The organism is Streptomyces sp. BK022 (assembly GCF_004217355.1).
GTDB lineage: Bacteria > Actinomycetota > Actinomycetes > Streptomycetales > Streptomycetaceae > Streptomyces > Streptomyces griseoluteus.
Map to the genome: position 1 here is coordinate 205,233 of NZ_SHKU01000006.1, position 15,545 is coordinate 220,777.

General features: G+C 70.0%; 12 protein-coding genes. 10 read left to right on the forward strand and 2 right to left on the reverse strand.

The genetic code is table 11. The annotated features are described in order from the left end of the window. The first annotated feature begins 117 nt into the window (after window positions 1–117). The 3 genes from EV284_RS24715 (at window position 118) to EV284_RS24725 (ending at window position 3,331) form a co-directional block, all read left to right on the forward strand. Window positions 118–801, forward strand: a complete 684-nt coding sequence (locus tag EV284_RS24715) for a PadR family transcriptional regulator (RefSeq protein ID WP_130337826.1) — start codon at window positions 118–120, stop codon at window positions 799–801. Window positions 802–844: 43 nt separating this feature from the next. Next, window positions 845–1,927: an inositol-3-phosphate synthase gene (locus tag EV284_RS24720; RefSeq protein ID WP_130337828.1), complete on the forward strand. Its 1,083-nt coding sequence runs from the start codon at window positions 845–847 to the stop codon at window positions 1,925–1,927. Between the two features lie 93 nt (window positions 1,928–2,020). After that, the gene (locus EV284_RS24725; protein ID WP_130337830.1) at window positions 2,021–3,331 is read left to right on the forward strand and encodes an MFS transporter; all 1,311 of its coding nucleotides are present in this window, start codon (window positions 2,021–2,023) and stop codon (window positions 3,329–3,331) included. 34 nt (window positions 3,332–3,365) lie between these two features. Here EV284_RS24725 and EV284_RS24730 read toward each other — a convergent pair whose 3' ends face one another. Next, window positions 3,366–4,811, reverse strand: a complete 1,446-nt coding sequence (locus EV284_RS24730; RefSeq protein WP_130337832.1) for a CCA tRNA nucleotidyltransferase — start codon at window positions 4,809–4,811, stop codon at window positions 3,366–3,368. Between the two features lie 260 nt (window positions 4,812–5,071). On the opposite strand from EV284_RS24730, the gene EV284_RS24735 reads away from it, so the two are divergent. The 7 genes from EV284_RS24735 (at window position 5,072) to trxA (ending at window position 14,772) form a co-directional block, all read left to right on the forward strand. After that, a complete protein-coding gene (locus tag EV284_RS24735; protein ID WP_130337834.1) occupies window positions 5,072–7,432 on the forward strand; it encodes a DUF6049 family protein in 2,361 nt (786 codons plus the stop codon). A 46-nt stretch (window positions 7,433–7,478) separates the two neighbouring features. Next, on the forward strand, window positions 7,479–9,776 hold the full coding sequence (gene murJ, locus EV284_RS24740; RefSeq protein ID WP_130337836.1) for a murein biosynthesis integral membrane protein MurJ: 2,298 nt from the start codon (window positions 7,479–7,481) through the stop codon (window positions 9,774–9,776). Window positions 9,777–9,894: 118 nt separating this feature from the next. After that, window positions 9,895–11,613: a protein kinase family protein gene (locus EV284_RS24745; protein WP_130337838.1), complete on the forward strand. Its 1,719-nt coding sequence runs from the start codon at window positions 9,895–9,897 to the stop codon at window positions 11,611–11,613. Between the two features lie 26 nt (window positions 11,614–11,639). Next, window positions 11,640–12,368 carry an RNA polymerase sigma factor SigM gene (sigM, locus tag EV284_RS24750; protein ID WP_130337840.1) on the forward strand — a complete coding sequence of 243 codons (729 nt, stop codon included), beginning with the start codon at window positions 11,640–11,642 and terminating at the stop codon, window positions 12,366–12,368. Then, window positions 12,365–13,252, forward strand: a complete 888-nt coding sequence (locus EV284_RS24755) for a zf-HC2 domain-containing protein (RefSeq protein ID WP_130337842.1) — start codon at window positions 12,365–12,367, stop codon at window positions 13,250–13,252. The genes sigM and EV284_RS24755 overlap by 4 nt, the downstream gene beginning before the upstream one ends. A 171-nt stretch (window positions 13,253–13,423) precedes the next feature. Continuing rightward, entirely contained in the window at window positions 13,424–14,395 is a 972-nt protein-coding gene (gene trxB, locus EV284_RS24760; RefSeq protein WP_130337844.1) for a thioredoxin-disulfide reductase, read from the forward strand. Window positions 14,396–14,439: 44 nt separating this feature from the next. Continuing rightward, window positions 14,440–14,772, forward strand: coding sequence for a thioredoxin (trxA, locus tag EV284_RS24765; RefSeq protein WP_130337846.1), 333 nt, complete (start codon window positions 14,440–14,442; stop codon window positions 14,770–14,772). Between the two features lie 90 nt (window positions 14,773–14,862). Here the strand turns inward: trxA and EV284_RS24770 are convergent, their stop codons facing one another. After that, the gene (locus EV284_RS24770; protein WP_130337848.1) at window positions 14,863–15,480 is read right to left on the reverse strand and encodes a GNAT family N-acetyltransferase; all 618 of its coding nucleotides are present in this window, start codon (window positions 15,478–15,480) and stop codon (window positions 14,863–14,865) included. Window positions 15,481–15,545 lie beyond the last annotated feature (65 nt).

Consider the following 15,545-nt stretch of genomic DNA (forward strand, 5'->3'; position numbering starts at 1 on the left):
TGATCCCGTTCACCACCGTCCCCCTTGTCGCATGCCGGGGCGCGTTCTATCGTCGTGATGTATCGAGTCGATACATCAGAGCGAGATAAAAGCGCTGTGTGCCGAGAGGAGGCGATCATGAGCCGTCGTTCCGGCATCCTTGAGTTCGCCGTGCTCGGGCTGCTGCGCGAGTCGCCGATGCACGGCTATGAGCTGCGCAAGCGACTCAACACGTCCCTGGGTGTGTTCCGGGCGTTCAGCTACGGGACGCTCTACCCCTGCCTCAAGACGCTGGTCACCAACGGCTGGTTGATCGAGGAACCGGGGAACACCCATGAAGACGCTCTGGCCGCCCCTCTCACCGGACGCCGCGCCAAGATCGTCTACCGGCTGACGGCCGAAGGTAAGGAGCACTTCGAGGAACTCCTGTCGCAGACCGGCCCCGACACATACGAGGACGAGCACTTCGCCGCCCGGTTCGCCTTCTTCGGGCAGACCTCGCGTGATGTGCGCATGCGTGTGCTGGAGGGCCGGCGCAGCCGGCTGGAGGAGCGCCTGGAGAAGATGCGCGCCTCCCTGGCACGCACGCGGGAGCGCCTCGACGACTACACGCTCGAGCTCCAGCGCCACGGAATGGAGTCCGTGGAGCGCGAAGTGCGCTGGCTGAACGAGCTGATCGAGAGTGAGCGGGCCGGGCGGGACCTGAAGGGTCCCGAGTCCGGCGGGTCCGCTCAGCAGGACACCACATCTGGATCGACGGGCGGCCTGCCCCGTCCCAGGGATCTTCCGGGGACGGATACGCCCGGCGACACCGCCACGTGACGGCCCGCCAGGGCCTCACTCGTACACACAGGGAGCAACCGGAATGGGTTCGGTTCGCGTAGCCATCGTCGGTGTCGGCAACTGCGCCGCGTCGCTGGTGCAGGGAGTCGAGTACTACAAGGACGCCGACCCGGCGGCCAAGGTACCCGGCCTGATGCACGTGCAGTTCGGTGACTACCACGTGCGGGACATCGAGTTCGTCGCCGCCTTCGACGTGGACGCCAAGAAGGTCGGCCTCGACCTCGCGGACGCCATCGGCGCCTCCGAGAACAACACCATCAAGATCTGCGACGTGCCCTCCAGCGGGATCACGGTCCAGCGCGGCCACACCCTCGACGGTCTCGGCAAGTACTACCGCGAGACCATCGAGGAGTCGGACGCCGAGCCGGTCGACATCGTCCAGACCCTGAAGGACAAGCAGGTCGACGTCCTGGTCTGCTACCTCCCCGTGGGCTCCGAGGACGCGGCGAAGTACTACGCCCAGTGCGCCATCGACGCCAAGGTCGCCTTCGTCAACGCCCTCCCGGTCTTCATCGCCGGCACCAAGGAGTGGGCGGACAAGTTCACCGAGGCCGGCGTGCCGATCGTCGGTGACGACATCAAGTCCCAGGTCGGCGCCACCATCACGCACCGCGTCATGGCGAAGCTGTTCGAGGACCGCGGTGTGATCCTGGACCGCACGATGCAGCTCAACGTCGGCGGCAACATGGACTTCAAGAACATGCTCGAGCGCGAGCGCCTGGAGTCCAAGAAGATCTCCAAGACGCAGGCCGTCACCTCGCAGATCCCCGACCGGGACCTCGGCGAGAAGAACGTCCACATCGGCCCGTCCGACTACGTGGCCTGGCTGGACGACCGCAAGTGGGCCTACGTCCGCCTGGAGGGCCGTGCGTTCGGCGACGTCCCGCTGAACCTGGAGTACAAGCTGGAGGTCTGGGACTCCCCGAACTCCGCCGGTGTCATCATCGACGCCCTCCGTGCCGCGAAGATCGCCAAGGACCGGGGTGTGGGCGGCCCGATCCTGTCGGCGTCCTCGTACTTCATGAAGTCCCCGCCGGTCCAGTACTTCGACGACGAGGCCCGCGAGAACGTCGAGAAGTTCATCCGCGGCGACGTCGAGCACTAGGCGCCGCTCGCACGACAACGCTCCTGCCAGGGCTGTGAGGGTCCCCGGGGTCTGCCGACCCCGGGGACCCTCCGCATATGTGAGGCTGTGCCCATGCCCGTCGTCCGTGATCTGCGCCTGCTGCTGCGCGAACGGGACTTCCGGCGCCTGCTGTACGTCCGCCTGCTCTCCCAGGGCTCGGACGGCGTCTATCAGATCGCCCTGGCCTCCTACGTCGTCTTCTCCCCCGAGAAGCAGACCTCGGCCCCGGCGATCGCCTCCGCGATGGCGGTGCTGCTGCTGCCCTACTCGCTGGTCGGCCCCTTCGCGGGAGTGCTGCTGGACCGCTGGCGCCGGCGTCAGGTCTTCGTCCACGGCAATGTGCTGCGCGCCCTGCTGGCCGGCGCCACCGCCGTACTGATGGCCGTGCACGCGCCGGACTGGCTGTTCTACGCCTCCGCGCTGTGCGTCACGGCCGTCAACCGGTTCGTCCTCGCGGGCCTCTCGGCGGCACTTCCCCGCGTGGTCGGCACCGAGCGCCTGGTGCTGGCCAACTCCCTCTCCCCGACCGCCGGAACGCTGGCCGCGACCCTCGGCGCGGCCCTGGCCTTCGGCGTACGGTTCGTCGCGGCGGACTCGGACGCGGCGGTGGTGCTGCTCGGCGCCCTGCTGTATCTGGGCGCGGGCCTGACCGCCCTGACCATCGCCCCCGCCCTGCTCGGCCCCGACCGGCCTCCGGTGCTGCCCCGGCTGCGCACCGTCCTGACCGACACGGCACGCGGTCTCCTGGCCGCCATGCGGTACCTGGGCGAGCCCCGGCGCAGGGAAGCCGTCTGGGCGCTGGCGGCGATGACGTGCATGCGCTTCTGCTACGGCGCGCTGCTGGTCCTGCTGCTCATGCTGTGCCGCTACGGTCTCTCCCGCACCCCTGAGGAAGGGCTCCGACTGCTGGGCCTGGTTCTGGGGGTCTCCGGCGCGGGGTTCTTCGCGGCGGCCGTGGCGACGCCCTGGAGCGCGGGACGGCTGGGTGCCGGGCGGTGGATCGCGGTCTGTGCGGGCGCCGCCGCCCTCCTGGTGCCGGCGCTCGGGCTTCCGTTCGCCACGGTGCCGCTGCTGATCGCGGCCTTCCTGCTGGGGCTGGTCACCCAGGGCGCCAAGATCGCGACAGACACGATCGTCCAGGCATCGGTCGAGGACGGTTACCGGGGCCGGGTCTTCTCCGTCTACGACGTCCTCTTCAACGTCGCCTTCGTCGGCGCCGCCGGGGTGGCTGCCCTGATGCTCCCCCCGGATGGCCGCTCGGCACTGCTGGTGATCCTCGTGGCGCTGCTCTATGCCGCCGTCGCCGTGGCCATGGGCAGCTTCGAATGGTGCCGGAACAGCGAGAGGGGCGGTGTTTCACGTGAAACACCGCCCCGTCACTGAGTCATGTTTCACGTGAAACACGACTCGCAAGCATTCAGCTCTGCTGCTGCGCCCACCACTCCTTGAGGGCCGCGACCGCGGCGTCGTGCTCCATCGGGCCGTTCTCCAGGCGCAGCTCCAGCATGTGCTTGTACGCCTGGCCGATGACCGGGCCCGGTCCGACGCCGAGGATCGTCATGATCTCGTTGCCGTCGAGGTCGGGGCGGATGGAGTCCAGCTCCTCCTTCTCCTGCAGCTCGGCGATGCGCGCCTCCAGCCCGTCATAGGCGCGGGACAGCGTGGCCGCCTTGCGCTTGTTCCGGGTGGTGCAGTCGGAGCGGGTCAGCTTGTGCAGCCGGTCCAGCAGCGGGCCCGCGTCGCGGACGTAGCGCCGGACCGCGGAGTCCGTCCACTCCCCGGTGCCGTAGCCGTGGAAGCGCAGGTGCAGCTCGACCAGGCGGGAGACATCCTTCACCAGGTCGTTGGAGTACTTCAGGGCCGTCATGCGCTTCTTGGTCATCTTGGCGCCGACCACCTCGTGGTGGTGGAAGGAGACCCGGCCATCCTGCTCGAAGCGCCGCGTCCGGGGCTTGCCGATGTCGTGCAGCAGCGCGGCGAGCCGGAGGGTGAGGTCCGGTCCGCTGTCCTCCAGGTCGATCGCCTGCTCCAGCACGATCAGCGAGTGGTCGTAGACGTCCTTGTGGCGGTGGTGCTCGTCACGCTCCAGCCGCAGCGCCGGCAGCTCGGGCAGCACATGGGCGGCGAGCCCGGTGTCGACGAGCAGGGTGAGGCCCTTGCGAGGGTGCGCGGAGAGCAGCAGCTTGTTCAGCTCGTCCCGGACCCGCTCGGCCGACACGATCTCGATCCGCGCGGACATCTCGGTCATCGCGGTGACGACCGCCGGGTCCACCTCGAAGTCGAGCTGGGCTGCGAACCGGGCGGCCCGCATCATGCGCAGCGGATCGTCGGAGAAGGACTCCTCCGGCGTGCCGGGCGTACGCAGCACCCGTGCCGCGAGGTCCTCCAGACCGCCGTGCGGATCGATGAACTCCTTCTCCGGCAGGGCCACGGCCATAGCGTTGACCGTGAAGTCGCGCCGGACCAGGTCCTCGTCGATGGAGTCGCCGTACGACACCTCCGGCTTGCGGGAGGTGCGGTCGTACGCTTCGGAGCGGTAGGTGGTGACCTCGATCTGGTAGCCGTCCTTCTGGGCGCCCACCGTGCCGAAGGCGATCCCGACCTCCCAGACGGCGTCCGCCCAGGGCCGGACGATCCGCAGCACGTCCTCGGGGCGCGCGTCGGTCGTGAAGTCCAGGTCGTTCCCGAGCCGGCCGAGCAGCGCGTCCCGGACCGAGCCGCCGACCAGGGCGAGTGAGAACCCGGCCTCCTTGAAACGGCGGGCGAGGTCGTCGGCGACGGGGGCCACCCGCAGCAGCTCGCTCACCGCGCGCTGCTGCACCTGGCTGAGGGCAGCGGGATTGTCATCGTTGGGGTTCGGCACAACAGAAGAGGGTACGTGGCCCGGCCGCCCGGGACCGCACCCGTTTGACCGGCGCGGAGGCTCCCGGCCATACCCCCACAAGGGCTCCTCTAGCGGCAGACACCGGCTCTCCGTTCCTTAATGGATATAGAGGGCAGGCAGCCGCTCCGTGGCGATCTTGAGGAACGGTCCGTGGCACTCAGCCTCTGCGGTCATCGTTACCATGCGGGGACGCACATTCCGACGACCACTGATCACGACGACGAGGGACGGGCTAGCGCGTGGCCGACGCGGCTGAAATCCAGGGGCCCAGTGCCTCTCCTGCCCGCCGCCGACTGCGGCGCGCCGGAGCGCTGCTGGCGGGCGCACCGCTGCTGGCCGGACTGCTCCAGCTGACCGCGGCCGAGCCCGCCCAGGCAGCGCCGGCGGACTCGGTGTCCGTGGCGTTGGACTCACTGACGCCCAGCGCGCCCACCGAGGACGACACGCTCACCGTGTCCGGCACCGTGATCAACAACGGCAGGCAGTCCGTGACCGGCGCCCACGTCGGCCTGCGGGTGGGCCCCCTGCTGAACACCCGCTCCGCGATCGACGGCATCGCCCAGCACCCCGACGATCTCCGCGCCGGTACCGGCGACGAGGTCGGCGGCAAGTACACGGAGAAGTTCAGCAAGCTGGTTCCGGGCGTCGCCGAGCACTTCAGCATCTCCGTGCCCGTGGACGAGCTGGACCTCGGCAAGGACGGCGTCTACTCGTTCGGCGTCTCCGTGTCCGGCAAGACCTCGGCGCGGCCCTGGGACCAGATGCTCGGCATCGAGCGGACCTTCCTGCCCTGGCAGTCGTCCGAGGCCGACACCAAGAGCCGTACGACGATCATGTGGCCGCTGATCTCCTCCGTCCACATGACCGCCCGCACGGGCGCCGGAGAACGGCAGACCCCCGTCTTCCAGGACGACGAGCTGGCCAAGGAGATCGCCCCCGGCGGCCGCCTGGCGCAGATGATGGACCTGGGCCGCGACCTCGACGTCACCTGGGTGATCGACCCGGACCTGCTGGCCGCAGTGGACGCCATGGCCAACGGCTACCGGGTCCAGCAGCCCGACGGCACCAGCAAGGCCGGCTCGCGCGAGAACCAGGACGTCGCCAAGCAGTGGCTGGCCGGTCTCCAGAAGGCTGTGACGGGCAAGGAGGTCGTCGCGCTGCCCTTCGCCGACCCCGACCTCGCCTCGCTCGCCCACACCGGCACCAGCGTCACCGGTTCCCTCAGCCACCTCAAGGACGCCACCGACGTCGCGGCCCTCACGGTGAAGACCGTCCTCCACGTGACGCCGACCACCGACTTCGCATGGCCGGTCGAGGGCGCCGTCGACCCGTCGATCATCAAGGTGGCCACCTCCGCCGGCGCGGACCGGGTGATCGCCAGCAGCGACAGTCTCCGGGAGTCCGCCGGGCTCTCCTACACCCCGTCCGCCGCCCGCCCCATCGGCGGTGGCACCACGGCGGTGGTCGCCGACGCACGGATGTCCACGGCCTTCGAGGGCGACCTCACCAAGGCGGACACCTCCACGCTCGCGGTGCAGCAGTTCCTCGCACAGAGCCTTGAGGCGAACGTGCAGAAGGACGAGCAGCGCAGCTTCGTGGTCGCCCCGCAGCGCACGCCGACCGCCAGCCAGGCGCAGGCGATGGCCACCGCCGTGAAGGCACTCCAGGACGGCAACTGGTCGCAGCCCGACACCCTCACCGGTGCCGCCAACGCCAAGCCGGACCCGGACGCGACCACGCGCATCCCCTCCACGTCGGCCTACCCCTCGTCGCTGCGCAAGCGGGAACTGCCGAGGAGCGCCTTCGAGCAGATCGCGGACACGCAGGACAAGCTCGACAACTTCCAGGTGATCCTCACCGACCAGTCCCGTGTGGTCACGCCCTTCGGCCGGGCCATAAACCGCGGGATGTCCACGTCGTGGCGCGGCCAGGCCGCCAAGGCGGACGGCTTCCGCGCCGACGTGCTGAGCTATCTCGACAACCTCGGCGGCCAGGTCAAGCTGATCGACAAGTCGGAGACCAAGCTCTCCGGGCGCAGCGCCACCATCCCGGTGACCGTGCAGAACAACCTGGTGCAGCCCGTCGGCCACCTGTACCTGCGGCTCAGCTCGACCCAGCCGACCCGGCTGAAGATCGGCGGCAAGGCGTACGACGAGCAGCCCGTCGAGGTCTCGGGTGGCCACAGCCAGTCGGTGAAGTTCACCACCTCGGCCAACGCCAACGGCCGGGCCACCGTCCTCGCCCAGCTCTACACCGAGGACGGCCAGGAGTACGGCGACCCCGTCAGCTTCGACGTGAAGGTCACCGAGGTCACGCCCACCGTCATGCTGGTGATCGGCGGCGGGGTGCTGCTGCTGGTCCTCGCCGGCTTCAGGATGTACACCCAGCGCAAGCGCGCGGCCGCCCGCCAGGCCGGCCAGGAGGGCCCGGACGAGGCGGAGGCGGACTCCGGGAACCCGGACGACGCCGGGGACCGTCTTCCCGAGGAGTCCGGTTCCCCCGCCGGGGCAGCCGGGCCGGACCAGCCGGGTGACCCTGCGCCGGACACCGCACCGGAAAGCGCCGACCCGTCCGGCACGGGTGAGAGAGTGGACCGTTGAGCGACGCCGCGGCCCGTGTGGCCAGGGACGATGAGGTGGGGTAACCATGAACGCGCCGTACGACGGTGACCGCGGCCGGGACGCCGCCGACTCGGGCCACGGTCCCGAGACCCCGCCCGAGCCCGGCCACGAGCCGCCGCAGCCCGCGGCGGACATGTACCTGCAGGACGCCTACGACCAGGACCCGTACCGGGCGCGAGACCTCTCCGCCCAGGACCCGGTCGCCGAGGCGCTCTACGACCGCGCCGCGCACCCGCCGCCCCCTCCGGGCAGCTACGAGCCGCGCCAGCCGCTCTACGCCCCGCCGTCGCAGTCCTCTTACTCCCCCGACCCGCGCGTGTGGGCCAAGACCCCGGCGCCCGAACCGGAGGGCGACGCCACCCAGCACCTTCCGTACGGCGACCACCCGCGCACCACCCAGTTCGTGGGTGTGGACGACCTGGTCTCGCACTCCGGCGAGGAGTACCACGAGCCGGACGCCTTCGCGCACCTCCTGCGGGACCAGCAGCACAGCGGCGCCACCGGTTCCGCCCACACGGCCCAGGGCGGCGGCTCCTACCCGCCGCCCCACGCCCACAGCCCCGCGCACCAGGGCGGCGGCGGAAGCCCGTACCAGGCGGCCTCCGGGAACCCCCTGCAACCGCCTGTCCCCGCCCCCGCCGGTCCTTCCGGTCCCGCGGAGACCCCGGCCCCGCCGGCTCCCGCCCCGGCGAAGGGGCGCGCCTCCGGGCTGCTCAGCTCCAGCGCCGTCATGGCCGCGGGCACGATGGTGTCGCGCCTCACCGGTTTCGTCCGCTCCGCGATGATCGTCGCGGCACTGGGCCTCGGTGTCCTCGGCGACTCCTTCCAGGTCGCCTACCAGCTGCCCACGATGATCTACATCCTGACCGTCGGCGGCGGCCTCAACTCGGTCTTCGTGCCCCAGCTCGTGCGGTCGATGAAGGAGGACGAGGACGGCGGCGAATCCTTCGCCAACCGCCTCCTGACCCTCGTCATGGTCGCGCTCGCCGCGCTGACCGCGCTGACGATGCTCGGCGCGCCGTATCTGGTGCGGGTGCTGTCCGACCCGATCGCCTCCGAACCGGCGGCCAACCAGGTCGCGGTCACCTTCACCCGCTACTTCCTGCCCTCGATCTTCTTCATGGGCATCCACGTGGTGATGGGTCAGATCCTCAACGCGCGCGGCAAGTTCGGCGCGATGATGTGGACCCCGGTCCTGAACAACATCGTCATCATCGTGACGCTCGGCATGTTCCTGTGGGTCTACGGCTCCGCGGCCGACTCCCACATGACGGTCTACAACATCCCGCCGGAGGGCCAGCGGCTCCTCGGTATCGGCATTCTGCTCGGCCTCGTGGTGCAGGCCCTGGCGATGATCCCGTACCTGCGCGAGACCGGTTTCCGTATCCGGCTCCGGTTCGACTGGCGGGGACACGGCCTGGGCAAGGCCGCGATGCTCGCCAAGTGGACGGTGCTGTTCGTGCTCGCCAACCAGGCGGGCGCCATGGTGGTCACCCAGCTCTCCACCGCCGCCGGCAAGGACTCCGGGGTCAAGGGCACCGGCTTCGCCGCCTACGCCAACGCCCAGCTCATCTGGGGTCTGCCGCAGGCCATCATCACCGTGTCCCTGATGGCCGCCCTGCTGCCGCGTCTGTCGCGCTCGGCCGCCGAGGGCGACGGCGGGGCCGTCCGCGACGACATCTCGCAGGGCCTGCGGACCACGGCGGTGGCCATCGTGCCCATCGCCTTCGGTTTCGTCTCGCTCGGCATCCCGATGTGCACGCTGATCTTCGGCTCCTCCGGCATCGGCTCGGCCACCAACATGGGCTTCATGCTGATGGCCTTCGGCCTCGGCCTGATCCCGTACTCGGTGCAGTACGTCGTCCTGCGCGCCTTCTACGCGTACGAGGACACCCGCACCCCCTTCTACAACACGGTCATCGTGGCGGCGGTCAACGCGGGCGCCTCCGCGCTCTGCTACTTCCTGCTGCCGTCCCGCTGGGCGGTGGCGGGCATGGCGGCCGCGTACGGCCTCTCCTACGCCATCGGCGTCGGTGTCGCCTGGCGCCGGCTGCGCAAGCGGCTGGGCGGCGATCTCGACGGCTCCCGGGTGCTGCGGACGTACGCCCGCCTGGCGATCGCCTCGGTCCCGGCGGCACTGCTCAGCGGCGCGGCCTGCTACGGCATCGGCCACTCCCTCGGGCAGGGCGTCTTCGGCTCCCTCGTGGCCCTGGTGGCAGGTGGGGCGGTACTGCTCGGAGTCTTCTTCGTGGCGGCGCGCCGCATGCGGATCGACGAGCTCAACTCGCTCGTCGGCATGGTGCGCGGGCGTCTGGGGCGATGAGGCCGGGGTAGTCGCACAACCATCGTCCCCCTCTGCGTGTCGTGCATAGCGGCGGACTATGGGCACAATTGGTTTCGGCGTCGGACAGCGTGCAACGGATGGGGAGGCAGGGACGACGGTGGCGGAACGCAGCACGGCTGCCGTCGACGTGGCAGACAACAGCGGTGACGAGCCGCTGACCGCCAAGGCGGATCAGGCCACGGCCGACGGGGTGGCCAAGAACCCGGAGCGGGACACGGACATCGACCAGACGCAGGGGAGAGGCGGCGCGGAGGAGTCCGGCAGGGCGTCCTCGCCCACCGAGTTGCACAGCGGTCACAAGCTCGCCAAGCGCTACCGCCTGGAGGAGTGCGTCACCCGTCTGGACGGATTCAGCAGTTGGCGTGCGGTCGACGAGAAACTGCGCCGTGCCGTCGGTGTGCACATCCTGCCCGCCGACCACGTACGCGCCCGTGCCGTGCTGGCAGCCGCCCGTTCGGCGGCACTGCTCGGCGACCCGCGCTTCGTCCAGGTCCTCGACGCGGTCGAGGAGAACGACCTCGTCTACGTGGTCCACGAGTGGCTGCCCGACGCCACCGAGCTGACCGCGCTGCTCGCTGCCGGCCCGCTGGAGCCGCACGACGCCTACCAGATGGTCACTCAGGTGGCGGCCGCCATGGCCGCCTCCCACCGTGAGGGCCTCGCCCATCTGCGGCTGAACCCGAACGCTGTCCTGCGCACCTCCTCCGGACAGTGGCGCATCCGCGGTCTCGCCGTGAACGCCGCCCTGCGGGGTGTCGGCTCCGACACCCCGCAGCGCACCGACACCGAGGCGATCGGCGCCCTGCTGTACGCGGCGCTGACCCAGCGCTGGCCCTACGAGAGCGACGCGTACGGCCTGGCCGGCCTGCCCAAGGACATCGGCCTCATCGCGCCGGACCAGGTGCGGGCCGGAGTCCACCGGGGGCTGTCCGAGCTGGCGATGCGCGCGCTCGTCAATGACGGCGCCACGGCCTCCCGGCACGAGGCCGCGTGCACCACGCCGGAGGAGCTGGTCAAGGCGATCGGTGAGATGCCGCGCGTGCGGCCGCCGGAGCCCGCCTTCAGCGGCCCGCCGGAGTACCAGCGCACGACCTACCAGCAGGGCACCTACGGACGCCCCTCGTCGCACGGGGGTGGCACCCGGCCCGTCGTGCCTCCGCCGGCCCCGCTGCAGAGCCGCACCGGCAAGGCCCTGAAGTGGGCGGTCTCCGCCCTCCTCATCGCCGCGCTCGGCCTCGGAAGCTGGCAGCTCGCGGACGCCCTGATGGACCGCGGCAAGAACTCCGACGACACCAACACCACGCAGACGCAGGACGACGGCGACAAGGGCGCTGCCAAGGCGGCGCCGAAGCCGGTGAAGATCCAGAGTGCCCAGGAGTTCGTCGCCGTGGGTGGCGCCCAGCACCCGGACGACGTCGCCAAGACCTACGACGGCGACACATCGACGGCCTGGCGGACCAAGTCCTTCAACGCCGGCCCCCAGATCGCCCCGCTGAAGCCCGGCGTGGGCATCGTCTACGACCTCGGCTCGGCAACGGACTTGGACGCCGCCACGATCGGACTGCGCTACCCCGGGGACCACACCACGGTCGATCTCTACACCTCCGACTCGGCACCCGTGTCGCTGGACTCGATGCACAAGGCCGGCAGCAGCACCACCACGACCACCACCGCCACGGTGAAGCCGAGCAAGCCGGTGAAGGCGCGGTACGTCCTGGTCTGGCTGACGGCCGTTCCCATGTCCGGCTACGACGCGGCCACCTACTCGCAGGCGGGCTACAAGCAGGCCATCACCGAAGTCCATTTCACGGGCTGACATCCCGTCCGACGCGGAGGGGGACGATGGCAGGCGCCAGTCGGTACGGCGAGGTGCGGGACGAGGATCTGCTCGCCCGTCATGTGCAGGGTGATCCCGATGCCTTCGGCGAGATCGTGCGGAGGCACCGGGACCGGCTCTGGGCCGTTGCGCTGCGGACGCTGGGGGACCGGGAGGAGGCCGCCGACGCGGTGCAGGACGCGCTGGTGTCGGCGTACCGGGCCGCGCACACCTTCCGGGGGCAGTCGGCCGTCACCACCTGGCTGCACCGCATCACGGTGAACGCCTGTCTGGACCGCATCCGCAAGGCGGCCTCGCGGAAGACCGCGCCCGTCGACGACCCCGAGCGGCTGGAACAGCTCCTGGAACCGCACGAGTCCGCCGCGGCCCCGGCCGAGCGCAACGACCTCCACCGCCAGCTCCTGGAGGCTCTCGGCACCCTTCCCGCGGAACAGCGGGCCGCGCTGGTCCTGGTGGACATGCAGGGCTACCCCGTCGCCGAGGCCGCGCGCGTCCTGGACGTGCCCACCGGGACGGTGAAGAGCCGTTGCGCACGAGGCCGGGCCAGACTCCTCCCCCTGCTCACCCACCTGCGGCCGGGCGCTTCGGGTGACGGTGGAAAAGAACCCGTGGCGGGACGGAACCGGGTGCAGGGGGCATCCGTCCCACCTCCGACAGGATCTGCGGGCGAGGCAACCGAAGACTCCGGGCCGAATGGTTCAGCCGTCGTGAAGGGCGGAGGTGGGCGAGCATGACGTCCTCGACGGACACGACCGGGCATCCGGACGTCGCCGAGATCTCCGACCTGGCCGAGGGACTCCTCCCGCCGTCCCGCAGCACGGAGCTGCGGCGCCACCTGGAGGGCTGTGAGGAGTGCGCCGAGGTCCATGCCGCGCTGACGGAGATCCAGGGCTTGTTGGGTGACGTCCCGGATGCACCCCCGATGCCCGTGGACATCGCGGACCGGATCGACGCCGCCTTGGCCGCCGAGGCCGCGGGCCGGACCGAGCGGACGGATGCCGTGAGCCCCGGCCGTCATGTTTCACGTGAAACACCGACCCCACCGGATCGCCCCGGCACGCTCTCCCGCGCCAGCACTGGTCCCGGCCGGAAAGAGCGCTCCCGTAGCCGTCGCCGGACAGCCGCGTTGGGCGCCGTACTCACCGCTGCCGTCCTCGGGGCCGGCTCTCTGCTCATGCAGTCCCTCGGCAACAACGCGTCCGACAAGGCGGCGCAGAGCACGGCCGCGTCGGCCGTCGGTACGTTCTCCGGGGCCAGCGTCAAAAGCCAGGTGTCGGATCTGCTCACCGCCAGGAAAGGACTGGAGCGAGGCAGCCAGCACCCGCAGCAGGACGCCGAGACGGGCCTCGCGCCCTCGGGGCCTACGCAGAGCGCGAACACGTTGATCCAGACCGAGGTACCGGTGCCGGACTGTGTCCGCCGGGCGCTCCACTCCGGTGAAACGGTTCTGGGGGCGAAGAGCGGTACCTACGCCGACAAGAGCGCCTACCTCGTGGTGGTGCCCGACCAGGCCGACAGCAAGCGCGTCACGGCCTATGTGGTCGACGCGTCCTGTACGTCCAAGCGGACCGCCGCCGCCGGGAGTGTGCTCCTGAAGCAGAGTCTCGTCCGTTCTTGAAGCGGCGCGGACCCCGTCTCCGCGCACCTCTCCTCGCCCGTACCGTGTGAGCCGTCGCGTGGCCGGACATCAGGGGAATGTGCGCCCCTTAGGATCGGTTGGGTGGTGTGAGAGTCCCGGCAGGGGCTCCCACCGGTCGGCCGACACAGACCAGAGACGAGGAACCAAGCCGTGAGCGACGTCCGTAATGTGATCATCATCGGCTCCGGGCCCGCGGGCTACACGGCGGCGCTGTACACCGCGCGTGCCTCCCTGAAGCCCCTGGTGTTCGAGGGTGCCGTCACCGCCGGTGGCGCGCTGATGAACACCACCGAGGTGGAGAACTTTCCGGGCTTCCCCAACGGCATCATGGGCCCCGAGCTGATGGACAACATGCGGGCACAGGCCGAGCGCTTCGGCGCCGAGCTGCTGCCGGACGACATCGTCTCCGTCGACCTGACCGGCGATGTGAAGACCGTCACCGACACCGCGGGCACCGTCCACCGGGCCAAGGCCGTCATCGTCGCCACCGGCTCCCAGCACCGCAAGCTCGCGCTGCCCAACGAGGACGCGCTGTCCGGCCGTGGCGTCTCGTGGTGCGCCACCTGTGACGGCTTCTTCTTCCGGGACCAGGACATCGCCGTCATCGGCGGCGGCGACACCGCGATGGAGGAGGCGACCTTCCTCTCCCGGTTCGCCAGGTCCGTGACGATCATCCACCGCCGGGACACCCTGCGCGCCTCCAAGGCGATGCAGGAGCGCGCCTTCAACGACCCGAAGATCAAGTTCGCCTGGGACAGCGAGGTCGTCGAGATCCTGGGCGAGCAGAAGCTCACCGGGCTGAAGCTGCGCAACCTCAAGACCGGCGAGCTGTCCGACCTGCCCGTCACGGGTCTGTTCATCGCCATCGGCCATGACCCGCGCACCGAGCTGTTCAAGGGCCAGCTCGATCTGGACGCGGAGGGCTACCTCAAGGTCGAGGCGCCCTCCACCCGGACCAACCTGCCCGGCGTCTTCGCCGCGGGTGACGTGGTCGACCACACCTACCGCCAGGCGATCACCGCGGCCGGTACGGGTTGTGCCTCGGCACTGGACGCCGAGCGCTACCTCGCGTCCCTGCTGGACGAGGGCGGCCACGCCGAGCCCGAGAAGACCGCCGTCTGACTTACCCCTTTTCCCCCACCGAATGATCAAGTGAGGAGCCCGCTGTGGCCGGCACCGTGAAGAAAACGACTGACGAATCCTTCGACCAGGACGTCCTCAAGAGTGACAAGCCCGTCCTGGTGGACTTCTGGGCCGAGTGGTGCGGCCCGTGCCGCCAGATCGCTCCGTCCTTGGAGGCCATCGCCGCCGAGCACGGCGACAAGATCCAGATCGTCAAGCTGAACATCGACGAGAACCCGGCCACGGCTGCCAAGTACGGCGTCATGTCCATCCCGACGCTGAACGTCTACCAGGGCGGCGAGGTCGTCAAGACGATCGTCGGCGCCAAGCCGAAGGCGGCGCTCGTCCGCGACCTGGACGACTTCATCACCGGCTGACGTTTCACGTGAAACACGGCTCACGAAAGGGGCCGGCCCACTCGGGTCGGCCCCTTCGTCATGCCTGGAGTCTGAAGTGCGCGCCGGTCGTCACAACGGCCGTAGCGCCGGCTCCTTGTGCACCGCGCCCAGCAACCGGTCGAGGGCCATCTCCACGTCTTCCTTCCAGGACAGCGTCGACCGCAGTTCCAGACGGAGACGGGGGTGGCGGGAGTGCTGGCGCACCGTCTTGAAACCGACGGCGAGGAGATGGTCGGCCGGTAGCAGACAGGCGGGCTCTTTCCAGCGAGTGTCCCCGAACGCCTCGACGGCCTTGAAGTTCCGGCGCAGCAGATCCTTGGCGACCGCCTGGACCAGCATCCGGCCCAGCCCTTGCCCCTGGTAGCCAGGCATGATGAACGACGTGATGAGCTGAACGGCGTCCGGGGAGACCGGGCTCGTGGGGAACGCCGTCGCCCGTGGAACGTAGGCCGCCGGGGCGTAGAGCACGAAGCCGACCGGTACGTCGTCGACATAGGCGACGCGGCCGCAGGAGCCCCAGTCCAGCAGGACGGCGGAGATCCAGGACTCCTTCTCCCCCTCCGCGGTGCCCTCGCGCACGGCGGCTTCGGCGGTGACCGGGTCCAGTTCCCAGAAGACGCAGGAGCGGCACCGCTGGGGCAGATCCTTGAGGTTGTCCAGCGTGAGCGGTACGAGCCGACGCCCCATGAAAGACGCTCCTCGCTTCCTTCGCCGGGTCACATCAGCTCGCATCGTATCCACGATGCGATTGC